The organism is Spirosoma profusum (genome assembly GCF_014699005.1).
Lineage (GTDB): Bacteria > Bacteroidota > Bacteroidia > Cytophagales > Spirosomataceae > Spirosoma > Spirosoma profusum.
In genome coordinates, this window is the sequence record NZ_JACWZY010000027.1 from 99556 (window position 1) to 120541 (window position 20986).

Sequence of the window (20986 nt, forward strand, 5' to 3'; positions counted from 1 at the left end):
TGACAATGAGAAGTCTACTGTACTTACCAGCTCTCCTGCTTTCGGGCGTTATAGCGTGCGGTCAAGGTCAATCCGCCAAATCGACCCAACCAGAAATGCCACTGGGTTTTGAAGAATACGACCCCGTTTCGACGCTGAAAGTGCCGGAGCACAAACTAACCAAGTCCAAATACCCGTTCATCGACGTCCATAACCATCAGTTTCAGATGGACAAGGAAGATTTGAACAAACTCATCGGGCAGATGGACGATCTGAACATGGGGTTGATGGTGAACCTAAGCGGTCGGGGGTTTGCCAATGACGAAGCCGAAAGCACAAAATTTTTGGACAATGCGCTGGCTAATGTCAAGAAAACCAGTCCGAAACGAATAGCTCTGTTTACGAACATTAACTTCTCGAACGTAAACGATAAAGGCTGGACGGAGCAGGCTGTAAAAACACTCGAAGAAGATGTAAAGAAGGGAGCGAAAGGACTGAAAATTTATAAAAGTCTGGGTTTCAGCGTAAAGGATGACAAAGGAAAACGCGTTCGGGTCGATGACCCACGTCTTGACCCTATCTGGGCAAAATGTGGTCAACTGGGCATTCCAGTGTTGATTCACACTGCCGACCCAAAGTCCTTCTGGGACCCGATGGACCGTTACAACGAACGCTGGCTCGAACTCAAGCTTCACGCCGGTCGCAAGCGCGGCCCCAATGATCCAGTGCCCTGGGAGCAACTGCTGGCCGAGCAGCACAGCGTTTTCCGCAAGCATCCGAAAACCACGTTCATTGCCGCCCACATGGGCTGGTACCCCAATGACCTGAAAAAACTGGACAGTTTGATGAAGGTTTTTCCGAACATCAACGTAGAGATTGGGGCCGTCATCGCCGAATTGGGTCGCCAACCGAGAGCAAGTCGGGCGTTTTTCGAGAAATACCAGGACCGGATTCTGTTCGGAAAAGATAGCTGGGTTCCATCGGAGTACGCTACGTATTTCCGCGTGCTGGAGACCAACGACGAGTATTTTCCGTATCACAAGAAATACCACGCTTTCTGGCGTATGTACGGCATGGGCTTACCCGATGAAGTCCTGAAGAAAGTGTACTACAAAAACGCGTTACGTATCATTCCAGGGCTAGACAAAAGTCAGTTTCCGCAGTAATTGGCCGTAACAGGCTCCGGCTGTTACTTAACTTGGTGTAAATATTGTAACAGCCGGAGCCTGTTACGGCCAGTCATGAAAATCACCGCGATCAACCTTTATCGCTTCGACATTCCGCTCAAAGCGCCCATTGCCATTTCGCTGGGTACGATTGAAAACGCCCGGAATATTCTGGTTGAAATACAAACTAACGAGGGAATTACGGGTTGGGGCGAAGGTTCACCTTTCTGGATGATTGTTGGCGAAACACAGGCGTCTGGAATGGCCGCTGCGGAAGACATGGCCCGGCTACTTATCGGCAAAAATCCGCTTGACATTGAAGGTTGTCTGAACGCACTGCTACGTTACCTGCCAGCCCATCCTACGACGCGTTCGGCCTTCGACATGGCGCTTTACGACATTGCCGCCAAAGCCGCCCGGATGCCGCTCTATCAGTTTTTGGGAGGTAGCAAACGAACACTCATAACCGATGAAACCATCTACATCAACACGCCCGAACGGATGGTTGAAGATGCGCTACGTATCCAGGAGAAAGGTGCCGACGCCATCAAGGTAAAACTCGGCACCAACCTGCGCGACGATATTGCACGTATCGAAGCGATACGTTCGGCCATTGGCCCGAATACGCCGATACGTACTGATGCCAATCAGGGATGGGACGTAGTGACGGCATCGGGCGTGCTACGTGTTATTGGCGGAATGAATGTGCAGTACTGCGAACAGCCCATTAAGCGGTACGACATTGCCGGTTTGCGGCAGATTCGGCAGCAATCGAACGTACCGATTATGGCGGATGAGAGCCTGTTCGATGCCGTTGATGCTATCCGACTCGTGCGTGAAGAAGCCGTCGATTATTTTAACATCAAGCTATCGAAAAGCGGGGGTATTTTTGAAGCGCTCAAGATAAATGCTATAGGTGAAGCCGCTGGTATTCCCTGTATGATTGGTTGCATGTCAGAATCGCGGCTGGCGCTGACGGCTAATGCTCATTTTGCTTCAGCCCGGCAAAACGTTCGTTTTTACGATCTAGACGCCTGTTTCGAACACGCCAACGACCCGATTCATGGCGGCATTACGTATACTGGTTACCAAATTGAATTACCCGAAACGCCCGGCATCGGCGCCGAAGTAGACCCGGCTTTTTTGAAAAAATTACCTGTATTAACCATTTCCTGACGATTCCCGCTTCCACGGATCAGCTAAAGTCTATTTAAACCGCTACGTATATTTGGCCACTACTACGCTTTATAAGTGGTAACTATTGCAATTCATGAAACTAACTGACTGCCAACCCTTTCAAAGTTTTTATCGCTTACTTCTATCGACAATCGCACTTCTGACATGCTCGTATTCCTATGCGCAGCATGAATCAAACGGTGAGAAATTATTTTCCCTGCATTGTGAGACCTGTCATACGTTTAAAGAGGATGGCATCGGGCCACAGCTTGGTGGTTTGAAAGGCGTACTTGACCAGAAATACTTAACGGCGTTTATCAACAGCCCTCAGGCAATGATTAACGCAAAGAACCCTCGCGCGCTGGAGAAGTACAAAAAATTTGGCACCATCATGCCGAATTTCAATCACTTAAAGCCCAAAGAAATTCAGGAATTAATCGCCTTTATTCTCGAAAAACCAGCGCCCAAAGTGACGGCGGCAGCGCAGAAAAAGGGATTGACTAACCCAATTCCTGCACCCATTCAGATGGCCACTATTAGCCTGAATCTGAAGAAAGTAATCCAGTTTCCGGCGACAAACACCATCAAGCCCCGTACCCGCATCAACAAAATGGGCGTCCATCCCATCACGAAGGAAAACCTTGTTGCCGATTCGCAGGGGAAAATTTATATTCTGAATGCCAACAATGAGCCGGATGTTTTCTTCGACGTAATGAATCACTTTCCCAAATTCACCAACGTACCGGGTCTGGCTACTGGCTTGGGCAGCTTTGCCTTTCACCCTGATTTTGCTCAAAACGGGCTTTTTTACACGACTCATACCGAGCCCAACAACCAGGTAAAAGCTGATTTTGCTTACGCCGACAGTATTCCGGTCAAGTTACAATGGATTATTAATGAATGGGTTATCGACAATAAAACGTCACGTACCGTAACCGGAAAACCTCGCGAGCTACTCCGCATCAACGTAGTGACGCAGATTCACGGCTTGCAGGAGATTGCGTTTAACCCGTATGCTAAACCCGGCGATGAAGATTATGGTCTGATGTACGTTTGTGAAGGCGATGGTGGTGCCGTTGAGCAGGGTTATGCGTTTATTCCAAAGCGTAAAAACCACGTTTGGGGTAAGGTACTTCGGATAGATCCTACCGGTCGCAACAGCAAAAATGGGCAGTATGGTATTCCAAAATCCAATCCGATAGGTCGTTTCGGGCTGGACGAAATATATGCTGCTGGCTTCCGAAACCCCAACCGAATTTCGTGGACGAAAGATGGTAAAGTCTTGGTTACCAATATTGGGCAGCACGAAATCGAATCGTTGTATCTGCTCAAACCCGGCAAAGATTATGGCTGGCCCAATCGGGAAGGGGCATTTTTGATCGATTCAACCGGCACTATAAATACCGTATTTCCGCTACCTGCCAACGATGCCCAATTTGGTTATACCTATCCGGTAGCCCAGTTCGATCACGACGAGGGCAATGCCATTATGGGCGGATTTGAATATATAGGTAGTCAGGTGCCCGAATTGAAAGGAAAATACATCTTCGGAGACGTAGTTAAAGGGCGCGTTTTTTATGTCAATTTGAATGAAATTAAGGAAGGTTCGCAGGCTACTATTCACGAATTTCCAATTATGCTCGACCACAAGCCCACTACGTTGAAAGAGCTTTGTAAAGTAGTTAAAGTCGATTTTCGTATTGGGCAAGATGCCAGTGGCGAGTTGTATATATTCACCCGCTCCGACGGAATGATGTATAAAATTGCCAAATAACGTAGTAGCCCATTTTCTTTCAGTTATTCATGCTCCATATTACCACCGTTCAATCTGAAGCTGACGTACAGGGAATTCTGGATTTACAGCAGGCCAATCTGCGCCGGAACGTATCGACAGATTTACAAGCCAGTCAGGGTTTCGTAACGGTTGAACACGACCCGGCCGTACTGCTACGTATGAACCAGGCCGCGCCGAGTGTTATTGCCAAAGATGGTGATACGGTAGTCGGTTATGCACTGACCATGCTGCCCGAATTTGGAAATGATATTCCTGAATTACTGCCGCTTTTTGCCTTAATCGATACGTTGTCTTATGAGGGGAAACCGCTAAAAAATTATACCTGGTACGTGATGGGGCAGGTTTGCGTGGCTGAAGGTTATCGGGGTCAACGGGTGTTCGACCGGATGTTCGAGCATCACCGCGAAGTGTACAGTCATCGGTACCAATTGCTGATTACGGACATTTCGGCCAACAATGTCCGTTCGCTACGTGCCCATGCCCGCGTTGGGTTTCAATCGATCCATGAATTCTACGACTCGGCCATTGGTGAAACCTGGGTCGTCGTGGCCTGGGACTTGCAGAAGTAATTATGTCTGGTACGTGGTAATTAGTGTATCACTACGTCTTGTTAATAAGCAAAGCTCGGTGTAAGCAGTCGACCAACTGCTGCGTTAGTTTTCCGGTCGGGTCTAATTTCGGATTAAAGATGGTAATGGATAGTCCGCAAGCTTTAGAGGTTTGTAGTAAAGATTGTAGAATCTCAGTGGCCTCGTCAAACGATATACCACCCGGAATGCGATAATCAACGGCCGGCATAATGCTATCAGCCAATACATCTACGTCAAAATGAACCCAATAGCCAGCTAGTTCAGTTACCGTTAACTGTTGAATCGCTTCGTTCAGGACCGCGCTTATACCCTTGCTCTGAATGGCTGCGAGATCGAAGCAGTGAATTGCAGAGTCTTCGATTCGTTGACTACCCGCCCGATCAGCTTCATCAGCGTCTCGCTGACCCAATTGCACTACATGATTTTCCTGTACATAGGGTTTTAATTGATGAATATCCGTTAATAAAGCAGGCCCCCGGCCTACTACTAACGCTAAATCCATAGACGCGGCTTCACCATAAGGTTCAGCCTCCGGTTGATAAAAGTCGGCATGCGCATCTACGTGTGCCAGCCCATAAACGCCGTCCTTTTTTAGCGCTAACATACAGCCCAACAGAATACTGCAATCACCTCCCAGCACTACCGGAAACAGCTTCTTTGCGCGAACTTGTCCGATAACCTCCGCTAGCTGAATCGTGTACTCAGCTATTTTGTCTGCGTTCAATACATCATATTTAGATGCGCGTTTATCAGAAAAATCAGTTACTTCGGTGGGAACTAACAGGGGAGTAGGTGACTCTTTCAAAAATCCGTTACGTTGCAGGGCATACGGCAACAGTTCCACGCCCAGCGGTTTAGGTCCCAAAATAGAAGGTGCCTCAATTAATTGATAAGTGTAAGTCATACTTTTAACAGCTTGTAGTTGAATAGACAAACCTAATTTTTATATTGTCCGGTTAAAGCAATTTCCTATTCTTCTATTGACAATCAGTCTACCATGCGTTTTCTCTTCCTTGCTCTTTTTGTTACGTCTTCGCTTCTTGCCCAGCCCCTACCCCAGTCGTTTACGCCTGCGAAATCAGCTGCCGACGCGGGTTTTTCAGCCGATCGACTCAAGCGTTTGGATGCCTGGCTTCAGGAAATTGTTGATAAGGATATTGCGCCGAATGCTGTTACGTTTGTGGCTCATCGGGGTAAAGTTGTTCATTACAAAGCCGTTGGCTACAGCAATTTACAGAAGAAAACGCCACTGAAACGCGATGATTTGTATCGGATTGCCTCGCAGTCGAAAGCCATCACGACCACTACGTTGATGACTTTGTTTGAGGAAGAAAAATTCCTGCTCGACGAACCCATTTCGAAGTATATTCCGGCGTTTAAGAATCCGAGAGTGCTGGTTAAATACGATAAAAACGACCCCGCTGGTGGTACGTTCGATACGCGACCAGCCAAGGGCGAAATCACCATCCGACAACTGCTGAGCCATAACGCGGGCATCCCCTATGAACATCCGCTAGATAAACGACCTGAGTTTAACGTACCGTTTTTCAATTCGACCGCGCCCGACAAACTCGAAGACGTCATCAACAAACTGGCCAAGCGCCCACTGCTACGTGATCCCGGTACTGACTCCACCGGCGCGGGTTTTACGTATGGCCTGAATACAGATATTATTGGCCGATTGGTTGAAGTTTTGTCGGGAAAGCCGCTCGACGTAGCCATGCGTGAGCGTGTACTCGAGCCGCTGGGCATGAATGATACGTATTTCTATCTTCCTGAAAATAAAGCTGGTCGGCTGGTTGAATTGTATAGCAAAGCGAAAATGGATCAGCCGCTGAGCCTGCATACGAATGAAGCGTATCGAAACTCTGCTACGTCGGGAGCGAAAGCGTATTTTTCGGGAGGGGCCGGCCTGATTAGTTCGGTGGAAGATTACGCCAAATTGTGCCAGATGCTGCTCAACGGTGGTACGTTCAACAACAAGCGAATTCTGGGACGTAAAACGGTGGAGATGATGCTACGTAATCAAATTGGTAACGCCGAAGTCTGGGATCGAAAAGACAAATTCGGACTTGGTTTTCAGCTAATTACGGAGAATTCACACTACGGTGATCAGGCATCTCCCGGCTCGTTTACCTGGGGTGGTATGTACTGTTCCGAATTCACCATCGACCCCAAAGAAGAACTTATTCTACTGATTTTCACGAACGTGCATCCGTATGCTTATTACTCAGATTTTGTAAAGAAATTCCGAATTGCTGTGTATCAGGCACTGGAATGATACGTTGAAAATCAGAATTTTACGGGCAACCCGTAAGCAACACTTACGCCAATCACGCCACTGCCGCGCTCGAAACTCGTTACGTAGTAGGCCATTACGTCCAGGAGTTTATCGTTTGGCAGCGGCAACGTAATGCCTGCTCCCGGCGATACGTGCAGCGACGTAACCATGATTCGCGAAGCCGCCAGATCGGCTCCTACGTTCAGATCGACGTGGGCACCGTTACGTAGTGCAGGCAAATACAGCCGTGGCCCGACGGCAAGAGGTATACTCACACCATATGTTTTTTCACCGGAAACACCACCCGGAGCGGAATAAAGCGTGTTAAAACCAAAACCGGAAATGGGATTATAACCATATCCCAGATACGTGGTGGTCATGTATCGATATGCGCTAATAAAGTAATACTCAATACCTGCCTTGGCAGTCACGGCCAACTGAGGAAGGATCGGATAATGCAACCGTATGTTGACGCCCGCGCCGTAGTCGATAGCGTTATACTTACCAACACCAAGTAGTACGTCCCCGGCCACATACAAAAGTTTCGAGTTCGCCTGCCCGAATACAGTTGGCAGCAGCGTTATACTAATCGTAGCAGTTATCAGGAGGATTATCAGTTGCCTTTTCATACGTCGATTCTTTTAGCGTGAGATCCGAAGCAAAAGTCCGCACACAACCACCCTCAATCAATACTGCATTTGTATGATTTTTAGCCTGCTCAGCAGTTCATTACTTTTGTAAAAACTTTGCGAAATACGCTTCCAACTAATGTTCAAAAAAATTGCTCTGGGTATTGTAGGGGTATTGGTTGTGCTGGTTGTCTGGCAATGGGAGCTGGTTCAGTACGGGTGGATGCAGGGACGTGGGCAGCTTCGCATTTTGTGGAATACGAAACCAGTTGCCGACGTATTATCCGACCCAGTGTATCCAGATTCATTGAAGCGAAAAATTGAACTTATCCGCGAAATCAAGCATTTTGCAATCGATTCGCTGAAGCTTGATGAATCGGGGAGTTACGAATCATTTTACGATCAGCAGGGAAAGCCAATTTTGTGGGTTATTACAGCCGCTGAACCGTATCAACTGATTGCAAAGCAGTGGCATTTCCCCGTAATTGGTACGTTCTCGTACAAAGGATTTTTCGAAAAAGATTGGGCTGACTCAACCGTTTCGGGGCTTAAAAGAGAAGGTTATGATACGCGAACCGGCGAAGTATCGGCCTGGTCGACGTTAGGATTTTTAAATGATCCGATTCTGTCGAGTTTTCTGAGCAGATCGGAAGGGAGTCTGGCGGAATTGATTATCCATGAATTGACGCACGGTACGTTGTTTATAAAAAATAACCTGGAGTACAACGAAAACCTGGCCGATTTCGTAGGGGAGTATGGCGCACTACGTTTTCTGGCGCAGAAGTACGGCAAAGACGCTGTACCCTATCGAAACTATCTGGCTACAAAAGCGTTTTATGAACGATACGATGACCATGTTTTGCGGGGTACAAAGTCGCTGGATAGTTTGTACAAGAGTTTTAAACCTACTACGTCGATTGTGGTCAAAGATTCGTTAAAGTGGCAAACCATCCGGCAGATTGTGGTTTCATCGGATACGATAACTGACCAGCGAAGCTCGAAACCGGTACGTTCAGTAAATAAGCGTCGGCTCGACAAACTAAACTTACCGAATAACGCGTATTTTATGGGTTATTTAACGTACCGAAAACAACAGAATCGTTTTCGGGAGGAATTCGAGAAAAAATTTGGTGGTGACTTTCAACGGTATCTAACGTATCTAAAACAAACCTATCCATCGTTTTAACGAAACGAAGTCTGATTATCAGGCGGCTGTTCTTATGAAGAAAGTAATTTTAGGCATTGGTCTCATTTCGATTCTGGTTGCTGGTTTCAGCACGATGGACACTTACCGACGGGTGGTGAACAACAGTTTTGGACCGGGCGAACACCTGGAATACCGCGTGCATTATGGTTTCCTGAACGCAGCCGAAGCCGTTGTGGACGTGAGCCCAACGCTTTACAAAGTGAATGAACGGCCCTGCTACCGGGTCAATGTCGATGGCCGAACCGTGGGCGCTTTCGACCTGGTAACACGTATTCGTGATACGTGGCGATCTTATATTGATACGTCGGCGATTCTGCCGCAAAAATTTTATACCAATCTTCAGGAAAACAGCTACCGAAAAGAAGAAAACGTTACGTTCAATCACGAAGCCAATACGGCGAAATCAGAAGAAAAAACGGAGAAAGACATAGTTAAAGTGCCTGATAATGTGCATGATTTAATTAGTGGTTACTATTTTCTGCGAACCATCGAGTTCGAACGGCTGAGCCCCGGCCAGATGCTGGAAGTACCGGCTTTCTACGACAATACCATTTATAATATGAAGATTCGGTATCGGGGGAAAGCGGTTATCAAAACCAAGCAGGGCAAGATTAACGTCTTTAAACTGAACCCCGTTCTGCCGCCCAACAAGCTTTTCAAGGAAGAAGAATCCATCCGCATTTTTGTGTCCGATGATGCCAACAAAGTTCCGGTTAAGGTAGAGGTTGACCTTTGGGTCGGGGCAATGGTGATGGATCTTAAAAAGAACAGCGGGCTTAAACAGCCGTTACGTTTCTTTTAGCAACAGTCAATTTCTTGACGATACGTAGCAAAGCCTGAACGATGGGATGTAGATGGTTCCAGCGCACTTCCCAAAACGTAGTTTCTATGGCGCCAAAGCTCTTATAAAATGATCGAATAGATTGTTTTTCAGGGCTTTCAAAATCCAGCAAAAAAGATTTACCACCGTAATATCTTCCGGTATATTCCTGAATAAGCTGGTCAATCAATAGCGTTCGGGCATTTCCTTTTCGTCCCACTTCCGAAGCCGCATTGAAGAGATAAATAATTCGGTTGCCCTCACACACAAACAAAGCCCCGGCTTCGATACGTTCGGCCCGCGTTGCGTAACGTAACACGGCTACGTTCCGCTTTTGCAAGACTTCCGTCAAATTCTGAAGAATTGCGTATGCCCATTCACCTACCCCGCCAGGAATGCCAGCCGCATGATATTCACGAAACAAGTTCAGCAATGGACCTGAATCTGTTGAATCTATTACGTGCCAATTAGCTCTTTGAGCACGTAATAGATTCATTTTTCGATCGGTAGTATAATTTTGATAAATCGTCTCATAATCAGGTGATAGATGGAGAATATGTGTGGATAATTGCTGGATACTGTTGATAAGTTTGGCATCTGGTTTCTGCTCCAGACGTAGCACGGCCCCATAGCGAAAATGCTTTATCAGCAGTTCATAAAATGGCTGAAAGCTGAACGTATCGTCGCGACTGAAAACTGGTAGAAACTGACAGAAAAAAGGTTGATGCACTACCCAGGCGAACGTAACGCCCGCCCAATGTTTCCGACGTAGCGGAACTGCCATAACTGCCTGATACGTATTGGATTCGTCTACGAACACAATGCCCATCCACTTCCACATGGGCGCAGGTAACACGGCATCCAGATACCACGAATATCCATAAACGATACGTTGTGCCGCTGCTGCTACGCAGTCGTTCCAGGCGGAAGCATCAATTTCGTGACGAGGAAGAATTTTCAGCATTACTCATGCTGACGCGGGAAACAGAGGAAAGTCTCAACGTAGTACTTGAAAACTATTTAAGTCAGCGAGTTTGGTTGTTTCAGGAATTTGCCCGAAAACAAATTAACCATTTACTCAGAAATTGCAATCCTCAAGCTAGTATTCTTGCTCATTGTCAGCCTATTAACTACTTTAAAGTTCAGAATCCGTACCCGAGCAACTTCTACTATTCCCCTGCCTATGAAAACTGCTTTGACTACCACGCTACTAATCTCGCTCCTGATTCTCGCCTGTGAACGGAAGTCTGGTCAATCTGAGTCAGCAAATTTAACCGAGGATTCCACAGGAAATGCGGTTTTGGCTAAAGACAAAGTGCCTCTTTGCGGTACGCCTACTAATGACAAAGCCTGGTACACCTCTTCTCAAAAAGCTCCTTTATTGAAAGGGCTCGATGGTATTCACTTTCCCATCACAACTAAAAGTGAGGAGGCTCAGCGGTATTTTGATCAGGGTCTTATGCTGGCGTATGGCTTCAACCATGCCGAAGCAGCCCGTTCCTTTTACGAAGCTACCCGGCTTGACTCTACCTGCGCAGCCTGCTATTGGGGGTTCAGCTACGTATTAGGTCCTAATTACAATGCGGGGATGGAAGACGACAACTATTCCAGGGCCTACAACGCCGTACAGAAAGCCCGACAGTTAGCCCCGAAATCTTCGCCCAAAGAACAGGCGCTCATTAACGCCTTAACCAAACGTTACCCCGCTCAGCCCGTCACCGACCGATCTTCGTACGACAAAGCCTATTCCGCGACAATGAAGCAGGTTTACGAACGCTTCCCGGATGATGCGGACATGGGTGCGCTCTACGCCGAATCGATTATGGACCTGCATCCCTGGGATTTGTGGCAAAAAAGTGGAAAGCCTCAATCGTGGACGCCGGAGATTATCACTACGCTGGAGCGGTTGCTTAAAAAGTATCCCCGGCACATGGGCATCCATCACTTCTATATCCACGCGGTAGAGGCTTCTCCCACTCCGGATCGGGGCATGGTCAGTGCCCGTTTTCTGGAAAAAAAGGTTCCTGGGGCGGGTCACCTCGAGCATATGCCTTCGCACATATACATCCGTACCGGCAATTATCACGAAGGTACGATAGCCAATCAGCGGGCAGTAGAAGCCGATTGTACGTACCTAAAACAACTTCATGCGCAAGGTGCCTATCCTTTGTCCTATTACCCGCACAATGTTCACTTTATCGCTGCTACGGCTACGCTGGAAGGCAATCAAAAAACGGCGCTGGAAGCGGCTCAGCAGATGGCTCGCAGAACTGATCGTAAGGTTATGAAAGAGCCAGGTTGGGGCACACTTCAACATTATTACACCCAGCTTTATTACGTAGCCATCAAATTTGGCCGCTGGGACGATATTCTGCGGATGAAGAACGAAGAGCCAGACTTACCCTATCCGACCGCCATGTGGCATTACGCCCGTGGTATGGCTTATCTGGGCAAACACGATAGTCAAGGCAGTAAAGCTGAATTAAAGCAGTTAACCACGCTGGCAAATGATACAACGCTGAAGCAGCTTACTATCTGGAACATTAATTCTTCGTACGATCTGTTGCAAATCGCTCGCCGAGTACTGGAAGGTGAAATAGCCGCTCAGGAGAAAAATTACATGCAAAGTGTGTCGCTGCTCCGGGAAGCTGTAGTGCTGGAAGACAAACTTAACTATAACGAGCCACCCGACTGGCTTTTCTCAGTGCGCCATCACCTGGGAGCCGTCCTTCTGGAAGTAAAGCGGTGGAAAGAAGCCGAACAGGTTTACAACCAGGATCTAAAGGTTTTTCCACGTAACGGTTGGTCGCTATACGGGCTTTACAAAGCGTACCAGGGAAATGGCAACGCCGTCGGCGCACAAAATGCCAAGGCAACGTTTGATGAAGCCTGGAAATGGGCTGATACCAAACTGGTTTCGTCAAGGATCATGTAAACTCCGCGAACTATATGGCTTTACGGCGTAGCCTTTAAAACTGCGCTTTCAGCTTTTCCATAATATCGCGCGTTTCAGCATTTTTGGCCACTAAGTCGCTGATTGTCTGGATGGCGTGAATAACCGTGCTGTGGTCGCGGCCGCCGAAATGATAGCCAATGGATTTGAGAGAAAGGTCGGTTTTCTCTTTAGCCAGATACATGGCAACCTGCCGGGGATGCACCAGTTCGCGCTTGCGGCTTTTGGCCTTTAAATCAGCAATTGTTACGTTATAATAATCGGCCACAATCTCCTGCACGGTATCGATAGTCACCTCGCGATCTGAATCGACTACGATGCTACGTAGCGTTTGTTTGGCCAGTTCCAGGTCGATGTCGCGCCGGTTGAGCGACGCCTGAGCCATCAGCGAAACAATCACACCTTCCAACTCGCGCACGTTGGTGTTCACGCTGTGAGCCAGGTATTCGATCACGTTAACATCAATATAAATACCTTCGGTTTGTAGCTTTTTCTGGATGATGGCAATACGTGTTTCCAGATCAGGCGTCTGTAAATCAGCCGACAAGCCCCATTTGAAGCGCGACAACAGACGGTCTTCAAGACCATCTAAGGCTCGTGGTGCCCGGTCGGAAGTCATGATAATCTGCTTACCCGACTGGTGTAAGTGATTGAAAATATGGAAGAAAATTTCCTGCGTTTTCTCTTTCTTCTGAAGAAATTGTACATCGTCGATCACCAGTACATCGACCTGCATGTAGAACGACGTAAAATCGCGGATGCCATCGGTACGTACCGCGTTCAGAAACTGGTTCGTAAACTTCTCCGACGTAACGTAAAGGACAAATTTGTTCTGGTTGTTATTCTTGATAAAGTTGCCGATAGCCTGCACCAGGTGCGTTTTACCCAGTCCAACCCCGCCATAAATCATCAGTGGGTTAAACGACGTAATACCAGGTCGCTCGGCCACGGCGTATCCCGCCGAACGGGCCAGTCGGTTGCAGTCGCCTTCTACGTAATTATCGAACGTATAACTCGGATTCAGGTACGAATCGAGCGAGAGCGAATCAAGGTCTTTGAGCTGAAACGGGCTTTTTAAAATATCAGGGTTAACGTTGTCGGGCTTCGACGTCTGGGGTGTTTTTGTGGTCGTTACGTTAACGGTAAGGGGTTTATTCTGTTCATTTCCTTTATCGACAATAATAGAATATTCCAGCTGCCCATCGCGCCCGATGGCCGTATCGAGTGCCTTACGCAGCGCATGTACAAAATTATCTTCGATGAATTCGTAGAAAAACTCACTCGGCACCTGGATTGTAAGCACATTGCCCGTTAATCGCAACGGTACAATTGGCTCAAACCAGATGTTAAAGCTTTGTTCGGGCACAATTTCCCGGATAACATTCAGACAGCGATTCCACACCGCCATTACCTCACGCTGCATGCCTGGCTGGAAAATTACACGTATGAAGATGAATTAAGCACATTCAAGGTTACGGTTGAGGTTGCCGAAAAAGGGAGGCAAATGTAGGAATTATCTAGCCAGCTCAGGCAGATTGTGCTACGTTTTTTTTACGGAAATCATACTTCAGGATTGGGCTGCGAGGTTAATGTTAAGTTAAAATTAAGTGATTCAACTTGAACGTCAAGAGCAAAATGAAATCCCTTTGAATAATGCAACGGCGAGTGCGCTGTACCGAAAAAATGCGGTTTGTCTCCCGAAAAAAGAAAAAGCGTACTTTTAGGCCGTTTGGTCGCGTACCGGTTTTCCGGATGACGTTGACTTAACAAATAGAGTAATTTGGCATAAAAAATTGCCTTCACAACACGTAACGTACCAATAAAACTATACTTAATCATATATCTGATGGAGCCGTTTTCGTCATCGACATTTCCTCCCGCCGATACGTCGACCTGGCAGAAGCAGGTTCAGCAGGAACTCAAAATCGACAACGCTTACGAAACGCTACGTTGGTATACGGCTGAAGGTTTTACGCTGGAACCGTATTACACTGTAGACGATCTGAAAAAGCTTCCGTTACAGACGATTCAGTTGGCGCAGAAACAAATACCCGGCTGGCTCAATACGCCCGAATACGTAGTGACTGACGAAAAAGCGGCCAATTTCCTCCTGCGTGACGCCATTACCCGTGGCGCCGATGCCTTGCTGCTTACTCTGAATACAAATACAGATTTATTGCGGCTTCTGAACGGCATCAAACTCAGTGATATACCTATTCTTTTCCGGCTTCAAACCGAAGCAATTAACGCAGCCGAGTTTGCGCAGCAGCTCAAAACTGTGGCTCCGTACCAACTCAAAGGCGGCTTGTTACTATCAGACGATAATTATATTGCTGAAGTAACTCGCCTGACGACCGATTCGCCACTGTTTCGCACGGTTTATGCCAGCAGTCAACCGTTTCATAACGCAGGGGCCAGCGCCACGCAGGAACTGGCTTTTACGCTGGCTTCTCTGGCCGATACATACGATAAACTCACGGATGCAGGTTTGCCCATTGAGCAATTAATTCCCAAAACAATTCTGTCGGTTTCAGTCGGGACCAGCTATTTTCTGGAAATCGCTAAACTCCGTGCGCTACGGGTTCTCCTTCAACGGTTTTTGCAACATTATTCATCAACCATTATTCATTATCCATTTATTCACGCCCAAACCTCTACGTTCTACGACGCTACTGCTACGCCCTATACGAATCTGCTACGTGCCACTACCGAAGCGATGGCCGCTATCGTCGCCGGCTGCGACGCACTAACGGTAAATCCGTATGATACCGTTCTCGGAGAACGTAGTGATTTTTCGGAACGTATCGCCCGGAACGTATCGCTCTTGTTAAAAGACGAAAGTCTGTTTGGTAAAGTAACTGACCCCTCGGCGGGTTCGTACTACGTAGAAACTGCTACGTATCAATTGGTCGAAAACGCCTGGGCATTGTTTCTGAACGTAGAGAAACAGGGCGGTCTAACGAAAGCATTCGCCAACGGATACGTTCAGGCTGAAATTGAGCAAGCATATCAGGCCAAAGTAGAAATGGTACGCCAGGGCAACGTCATTGTTGGCGTAACGAAATTCAGGTCGGATGAGCAAATCAACACGTTACCTAAATCAGTTTCTTCTGATATAACAGGCCAATTGCCCGACCGTCGACTGGCGGAGGTGTTTGAGTAAATTCGTAACGTAGCATGAGACCTGATTTCACCCAAAATACGGAGCCAACCAACGTAACGCCTGACGCTGAATCGCAGTCGGATCAACGTAATACGTTTTCAACAACGGCTGAAGGCATAAAACTCAAGCCACGCTTTACGGCTGTCGATGCCGATTTATCTCGTGTTACGTCGCTACAGGCTGGTATTCCGCCTTTTTTACGAGGACCTTACGCCAGCATGTACGTCCGTCAGCCCTGGACGATACGTCAGTACGCAGGATTCTCAACCGCCGAAGAATCAAATGCGTTTTATCGACGGAATCTCGCTGGTGGACAGAAAGGTTTGTCTGTTGCTTTTGATCTGGCAACGCACCGGGGCTATGATTCGGACCATCCACGCGTAGTAGGTGATGTGGGCAAAGCTGGCGTCGCGATTGATTCGGTGGAGGATATGAAAATCCTGTTCGACCAGATTCCACTCGATCAGATGTCTGTGTCGATGACCATGAACGGGGCCGTTATTCCCATCATGGCCTTTTATATCGTAGCGGCTGAAGAGCAGGGAGTTTCGCCGGAGAAGCTGTCGGGAACGATTCAGAACGACATTCTGAAGGAATTCATGGTACGTAATACGTACATCTATCCGCCCGAACCGTCGATGCGCATTGTAGGCGATATTTTTGCGTATACGGCCCGGCACATGCCGAAGTTCAATTCCATCAGCATCAGCGGTTATCACATGCACGAAGCGGGCGCTCCCGCTCATCTCGAACTGGCCTACACACTGGCCGACGGCCTCGAATATATACGTACCGGTTTGCGGGCGGGCATGGCTATTGACGAGTTTGCTCCGCGATTGTCGTTTTTCTGGGGTATCGGGATGAATCATTTCATGGAGATTGCCAAGTTGCGGGCAGGTCGATTGCTATGGGCCAACATCGTGAAGCAATTAGACGGCAGCGGCCAACCGCCCAAAAACCCGAAATCGCTGGCGCTACGTACGCACTGCCAGACATCGGGATATAGCCTCACTGAGCAGGACCCATTCAACAACGTAGCACGAACGACAATCGAAGCGCTGGCAGCAGTGCTGGGAGGTACGCAAAGCCTACACACCAATTCGCTGGACGAAGCTATAGCTCTTCCAACCGATTTCTCAGCCCGAATTGCACGTAACACCCAACTTTATTTACAGCTCGAAACGAACGTAACGCGCGCCGTCGATCCCTGGGGGGGGTCGTACTACGTGGAGTTTCTAACAAAAGAGCTGGTCGATAAAGCGTGGGCCTTGATTGACGAAGTTGAGCAACTGGGCGGTATGACCAAAGCCATTGAAACGGGGCTACCCAAACTACGTATCGAAGAAGCAGCCGCCCGTAAACAGGCACGTATCGACTCGAGGAAAGACATTATCGTGGGTGTGAATCGCTTCCAACCTGCTTCTGCAACTGAAATTGAGCTTTTAGAAGTCGACAATCAGGCTGTACGTGAAGCGCAGCTAAAACGATTGCAGGCTATAAAACGTAAACGGAACCAAGAGAGAGTGGGGCAGGCATTAGCAGCTTTAACGGAAGCGGCTATGAACCCCGCCCCATCCCAAAACCTTCTCGCTCTCGCCGTCGAAGCGGCTCGCCACCGCGCTACGCTGGGCGAAATTTCTGACGCTATGGAAAAAGCATTTGGCCGCCATAAGGCCACCATCCGGGCCGTATCAGGCATCTATTCGGCTGAAGTTTCCGACGATGAGAATTTCCGACTGGCGCGTGAAATGAGTGACCGTTTTGCTGAACTGGATGGTCGTAGGCCACGAATTCTGGTTGCGAAAATGGGGCAGGACGGCCATGACAGAGGTGCTAAAGTCATCGCAACCAGCTTTGCCGACCTCGGTTTCGACGTTGACATGGGGCCACTTTTTCAGACGCCCGAAGAAGTGGCTCGACAAGCTGCCGAAAACGATGTTCACGTAGTCGGTGTGTCGAGTCTGGCAGCCGGTCATAAGACGCTGGTGCCACAACTCATTGAGGAGTTAAAGAAAATCGGACGAGATGATATTCTCGTCATTGCAGGAGGAGTGATTCCAGCACAGGATTACCAGTATCTATATGATGCTGGCGTGAAGGGGGTATTTGGGCCTGGTACCGTCATTTCTGTGGCCGCTCAGAAGATTCTGACGGAGTTGATGGAGAGTTGACGTTTCTGCTGGGTAGCATTTTTTGTCATGCTGACCGGGCCGCCGGCCCGGTCAGCATGACAAAGACACTCCTAAAACTTCACCGGCAATCCCGTTCGTGTTGATTCGTAAATGGCCTGAAACAGCGCCACTACTTTTCGGCCATCTTCGCCCGTAACCATAGGCGGTCGACCGGCGCGGATGGCATCCCGAAACTCGGCTATCTGTACACCGAAATAATAAACCGTCGCATCGATGGTATTGAAAAAGGCGGTGTCTTCGGCCACGAATTCTGCCAGCTTATTTTCTTCGCCCGGAACAGACCAGAGATCATTCACAGGCGGGTCGGTGATGCTCGACATACCAGCAATAAACAACGCCCCCCCGTCGGTCTGTACGCCTACCGATCCGCCATTTTCGCCGTGAACGTGTACTTTCCCGAATATACCCGGCTTCTGCGAATTGCTGACGATAATGTTGCCCAGACTACCGTTTTTAAACTTCACAATCGCTAACGCCGTATCATCGACTTCGATATACGGATGGTTTAAATTTCGCCAGACGCCAAATACTTCATCAATGTCGCCCATATACCACAGCAACAAATCCAGTTGGTGGGGCGACTGATTGACCAGAACTCCACCACCTTCATCGGCCCACGTACCGCGCCAGGCATCGCTTTTATAATATTTTTCGTCGCGCCAGCCCAACATCTGGATAGTGCCTAATACCGGCTTGCCAATTTTACCCGAATCGATGGCTGCGCGGATACGCATGGAAGGCGCGTAAAACCGTCGCTGACTAATGGTGCCCAGGTACCGATTGTTACGTTTGCCCGCTTCAATCATCGCATCGCAGTCTTCGAGCGTGGAAGCCAGAGGCTTCTCAACCAGTACGTGTGAACCAGCATTAAGAGCCGCAACAGTAGGCTCCCGGTGGGAAGGGTGGGTTGTACAAACCAGACAAAGGTCCACGTTCTCACGGTCGACCATGTCGTGTATGTCGCTGTAAGCGCGGATGTTATATTGATTCGCAAAATCTTCTGCTTTCTGATACGTCCGGCCATAGACGGCTACTAATTCGGTATCAGGTGTTTGCAATACGGCTTTGGCGTGCAGATGCGCCACTTTGCCGGGACCAATGATGGCAACGCGAAGGGGTGTTGGCATAAATTTACAAATACGTACTCCAACTAAATACGTTAGTCTGGAGTCATCTACTCATACTACAACCTGTATAATTATTACTGGCCCTGTATGCTTTGCCACATATACCGATGTGATGGCACTTTAGTCGATTTACGTCAAATCTCGACTTCAGATCAGCAGGAAATTCATAGCCGTTTATGGTCAAAGGAGCAGACTATTATTTACAAACACATGTAGCCACCCCATCAAAACTCGGCCCCTACCCGCAGGTCGAAACCTTCTGCTACGTTCAGTTTCGCTTTCAGTCCCAGCCCCACCCGAATCTGCGGACGTAGCGCATAGAGTAATTGATACCGCTGAAACACCCGTCCGTCCGGTATAGAATTGGGTTGATAGGCATTCCAGCCAAGATGGGTCGTAAATCGGTAGCGGCCCAGCCACAATTCGTAGCCGCCGAGCAAGGCCAGTTGCCAGCCAACCGGAGCCTGATTGTTACGTCGGCGCTGTTCGCGAACGTAGCCATCATGCACGCCTTCCACACCGCCTGATACAGCATGAAATCGATTCAGTCGCCAGCCGGTTGTAGCCGTCATCCCGAAAAGCCAGGTTGCCTGTTCCGGAAAATTGTCAGTTTGGGGTAGCGTTCGGATAGAACTAAACGGCATCAGACGTAGCGTCCATCGTTTTGTGAGTACCGGTTTCGTCCAATTGGCTGGATTGGGCAACGGTATAGGTCGAATGGTATAAAGTAAGCCAACCGATGCCGTCGGAAAATTCATTCCACGATTGGGTTGACGAGTCCCCCCATTCGAAATATGGTTATAGTTTGCCGCTACGTTGATTTGAACATTCGGGCTCAATCGAAGATACGTAGCAGCCGAGAGCGATAACCATCCGTTGAGGGCAGCACCAAAGAACGTATTACGTGGGTTAGTCTGCTCGTTGAAATAACGCGTCAGATAGGCCAGCCCGGCCGATGCTTTGAGCGAGAAAGAAACGGGTTTTCCATACCGAATCAGCGGTTCAAAAAAGGCTCCTCCGCCAACTATACGCCCTAATTCCGTTGGATTATTAAACGCTACGTAGTGCGTATACACTCCAATCCGCGCCAGACAGTTGCAGCGTTCATAAGCGCTACGTTGCAGATTGAGTCGGCTATATTCGAACATAACACCAATCGGTGTTGATTCAGAAATGGCTCGTAAATCAGGAGCGTGAGGTATGATGAAACCCGTATGTGCCTGAACGCTAATCTGCTTCTGAACTGAATCCGCCGGTACCCCACTAATCGATAACACAAGTCCACCAAAAATCCATAAACTGCTCATATCGCTACTGATTTACTGGTATGGCGACTGTCCGGGACATAAGCTGTACGAGAAAGTGCCTAGATTCGGCTCATACGTTGATTTGCTTCGAATTCATAACTAAGATACACTTTCATTAAATTTGGATTAAATCAGGAAAAAATTACCTTAATACTTGGTGTTTATTTTGGAATACTGTAAATATTTAGAATAGTATGAAGGTAATTTGAAAAAACAACAAAATACTGTTTGGCACTATTGTTAATAACCTATATTTGATACGTCAATTTCGTACAACAGAACATTCTTCATGACCTGATTGCTCACTAGCTACACTTGTAGAGCAATTCAGATACCTTTAATTGCTGGCAATAACTGCAATTTGGGTAATATAAACCCGGTCGACTACCAGTTTACTATCCTAAAAACAATCTGTTGAGTCGATCAGGAAGTAAACCTAATGTTTATGTTTTTTCAATTCCTGATTCTTATAGCATAAATTATTCATTGAACCTGTTTAAACTTTATGGTAGAGCCGTTTTTGTCATGCTGACCGGGCCGCCGGAGCGGGAACGAAGCATCTTAAAGTATCTCAATGAGCTAATCAGGGAACCTTAAGATG

At 48.0% G+C, this 20986-nt stretch carries 16 protein-coding genes; 10 read left to right on the plus strand and 6 right to left on the minus strand.

All coding sequences use genetic code 11. The features are described from left to right. Positions 1-5 precede the first annotated feature (5 nt). The 4 genes from IC229_RS25695 (at position 6) to IC229_RS25710 (ending at position 4685) form a co-directional block, all read left to right on the plus strand. A complete protein-coding gene (locus IC229_RS25695) occupies positions 6-1145 on the plus strand; it encodes an amidohydrolase family protein (RefSeq protein ID WP_190890348.1) in 1140 nt (379 codons plus the stop codon). A gap of 75 nt (positions 1146-1220) precedes the next feature. Further along, positions 1221-2321, plus strand: coding sequence for a mandelate racemase/muconate lactonizing enzyme family protein (locus tag IC229_RS25700; RefSeq protein WP_190890350.1), 1101 nt, complete (start codon positions 1221-1223; stop codon positions 2319-2321). 94 nt (positions 2322-2415) lie between these two features. Continuing rightward, positions 2416-4095: a PQQ-dependent sugar dehydrogenase gene (locus IC229_RS25705; RefSeq protein WP_190890352.1), complete on the plus strand. Its 1680-nt coding sequence runs from the start codon at positions 2416-2418 to the stop codon at positions 4093-4095. A 29-nt stretch (positions 4096-4124) separates the two neighbouring features. Then, a complete protein-coding gene (locus IC229_RS25710; RefSeq protein WP_190890354.1) occupies positions 4125-4685 on the plus strand; it encodes a GNAT family N-acetyltransferase in 561 nt (186 codons plus the stop codon). A gap of 31 nt (positions 4686-4716) precedes the next feature. Here IC229_RS25710 and IC229_RS25715 read toward each other — a convergent pair whose 3' ends face one another. Then, positions 4717-5610, minus strand: coding sequence for an arginase family protein (locus tag IC229_RS25715; RefSeq protein WP_190890356.1), 894 nt, complete (start codon positions 5608-5610; stop codon positions 4717-4719). 93 nt (positions 5611-5703) lie between these two features. On the opposite strand from IC229_RS25715, the gene IC229_RS25720 reads away from it, so the two are divergent. Further along, positions 5704-6987, plus strand: a complete 1284-nt coding sequence (locus IC229_RS25720) for a serine hydrolase domain-containing protein (RefSeq protein WP_190890358.1) — start codon at positions 5704-5706, stop codon at positions 6985-6987. A gap of 11 nt (positions 6988-6998) precedes the next feature. On the opposite strand, the gene IC229_RS25725 is transcribed toward IC229_RS25720, so the two are convergent. Next, a complete protein-coding gene (locus IC229_RS25725) occupies positions 6999-7616 on the minus strand; it encodes a hypothetical protein (RefSeq protein ID WP_190890359.1) in 618 nt (205 codons plus the stop codon). 139 nt (positions 7617-7755) lie between these two features. Between IC229_RS25725 and IC229_RS25730 the strand changes: the two genes are divergently transcribed. Both IC229_RS25730 and IC229_RS25735 read left to right on the plus strand, forming a co-directional pair. Continuing rightward, positions 7756-8802 carry an aminopeptidase gene (locus IC229_RS25730; RefSeq protein WP_190890361.1) on the plus strand — a complete coding sequence of 349 codons (1047 nt, stop codon included), beginning with the start codon at positions 7756-7758 and terminating at the stop codon, positions 8800-8802. 34 nt (positions 8803-8836) lie between these two features. After that, complete coding sequence (locus tag IC229_RS25735; RefSeq protein WP_190890363.1) at positions 8837-9625, plus strand: DUF3108 domain-containing protein; 789 nt, start codon at positions 8837-8839, stop codon at positions 9623-9625. Here the strand turns inward: IC229_RS25735 and IC229_RS25740 are convergent. Next, the gene (locus IC229_RS25740) at positions 9600-10607 is read right to left on the minus strand and encodes a GNAT family N-acetyltransferase (RefSeq protein ID WP_223834196.1); all 1008 of its coding nucleotides are present in this window, start codon (positions 10605-10607) and stop codon (positions 9600-9602) included. The two genes, IC229_RS25735 and IC229_RS25740, sit on opposite strands and share 26 nt — an antisense overlap. A gap of 219 nt (positions 10608-10826) precedes the next feature. Between IC229_RS25740 and IC229_RS25745 the strand changes: the two genes are divergently transcribed. Then, positions 10827-12578, plus strand: coding sequence for a tetratricopeptide repeat protein (locus tag IC229_RS25745; RefSeq protein ID WP_223834197.1), 1752 nt, complete (start codon positions 10827-10829; stop codon positions 12576-12578). Positions 12579-12612: 34 nt separating this feature from the next. Here IC229_RS25745 and dnaA read toward each other — a convergent pair whose 3' ends face one another. After that, positions 12613-14019, minus strand: a complete 1407-nt coding sequence (dnaA, locus tag IC229_RS25750; protein ID WP_190890364.1) for a chromosomal replication initiator protein DnaA — start codon at positions 14017-14019, stop codon at positions 12613-12615. 423 nt (positions 14020-14442) lie between these two features. On the opposite strand from dnaA, the gene IC229_RS25755 reads away from it, so the two are divergent. Both IC229_RS25755 and scpA read left to right on the plus strand, forming a co-directional pair. Continuing rightward, the gene (locus tag IC229_RS25755) at positions 14443-15759 is read left to right on the plus strand and encodes a methylmalonyl-CoA mutase family protein (RefSeq protein ID WP_190890365.1); all 1317 of its coding nucleotides are present in this window, start codon (positions 14443-14445) and stop codon (positions 15757-15759) included. Positions 15760-15773: 14 nt separating this feature from the next. After that, positions 15774-17930 carry a methylmalonyl-CoA mutase gene (gene scpA / locus IC229_RS25760; RefSeq protein WP_190890366.1) on the plus strand — a complete coding sequence of 719 codons (2157 nt, stop codon included), beginning with the start codon at positions 15774-15776 and terminating at the stop codon, positions 17928-17930. A 71-nt stretch (positions 17931-18001) separates the two neighbouring features. Here the strand turns inward: scpA and IC229_RS25765 are convergent, their stop codons facing one another. Continuing rightward, positions 18002-19078 (minus strand): Gfo/Idh/MocA family protein, encoded by a 1077-nt coding sequence (locus tag IC229_RS25765; protein WP_190890367.1) that lies wholly within the window; start codon positions 19076-19078, stop codon positions 18002-18004. 224 nt (positions 19079-19302) lie between these two features. After that, complete coding sequence (locus IC229_RS25770) at positions 19303-20385, minus strand: acyloxyacyl hydrolase (RefSeq protein ID WP_190890368.1); 1083 nt, start codon at positions 20383-20385, stop codon at positions 19303-19305. Positions 20386-20986: the final 601 nt, after the last annotated feature.

Bases quoted from the DNA above. Each gene is read 5' to 3' on its own strand.
- IC229_RS25695 (WP_190890348.1), top strand. From the start codon at position 6: ATGAGAAGTCTACTGTACTTACCAGCTCTCCTGCTTTCGGGCGTTATA.
- IC229_RS25700 (WP_190890350.1), top strand. From the start codon at position 1,221: ATGAAAATCACCGCGATCAACCTTTATCGCTTCGACATTCCGCTCAAA.
- IC229_RS25705 (WP_190890352.1), top strand. From the start codon at position 2,416: ATGAAACTAACTGACTGCCAACCCTTTCAAAGTTTTTATCGCTTACTT.
- IC229_RS25710 (WP_190890354.1), top strand. From the start codon at position 4,125: ATGCTCCATATTACCACCGTTCAATCTGAAGCTGACGTACAGGGAATT.
- IC229_RS25715 (WP_190890356.1), bottom strand. From the start codon at position 5,610: ATGACTTACACTTATCAATTAATTGAGGCACCTTCTATTTTGGGACCT.
- IC229_RS25720 (WP_190890358.1), top strand. From the start codon at position 5,704: ATGCGTTTTCTCTTCCTTGCTCTTTTTGTTACGTCTTCGCTTCTTGCC.
- IC229_RS25725 (WP_190890359.1), bottom strand. From the start codon at position 7,616: ATGAAAAGGCAACTGATAATCCTCCTGATAACTGCTACGATTAGTATA.
- IC229_RS25730 (WP_190890361.1), top strand. From the start codon at position 7,756: ATGTTCAAAAAAATTGCTCTGGGTATTGTAGGGGTATTGGTTGTGCTG.
- IC229_RS25735 (WP_190890363.1), top strand. From the start codon at position 8,837: ATGAAGAAAGTAATTTTAGGCATTGGTCTCATTTCGATTCTGGTTGCT.
- IC229_RS25740 (WP_223834196.1), bottom strand. From the start codon at position 10,607: ATGCTGAAAATTCTTCCTCGTCACGAAATTGATGCTTCCGCCTGGAAC.
- IC229_RS25745 (WP_223834197.1), top strand. From the start codon at position 10,827: ATGAAAACTGCTTTGACTACCACGCTACTAATCTCGCTCCTGATTCTC.
- dnaA (WP_190890364.1), bottom strand. From the start codon at position 14,019: ATGCAGCGTGAGGTAATGGCGGTGTGGAATCGCTGTCTGAATGTTATC.
- IC229_RS25755 (WP_190890365.1), top strand. From the start codon at position 14,443: ATGGAGCCGTTTTCGTCATCGACATTTCCTCCCGCCGATACGTCGACC.
- scpA (WP_190890366.1), top strand. From the start codon at position 15,774: ATGAGACCTGATTTCACCCAAAATACGGAGCCAACCAACGTAACGCCT.
- IC229_RS25765 (WP_190890367.1), bottom strand. From the start codon at position 19,078: ATGCCAACACCCCTTCGCGTTGCCATCATTGGTCCCGGCAAAGTGGCG.
- IC229_RS25770 (WP_190890368.1), bottom strand. From the start codon at position 20,385: ATGAGCAGTTTATGGATTTTTGGTGGACTTGTGTTATCGATTAGTGGG.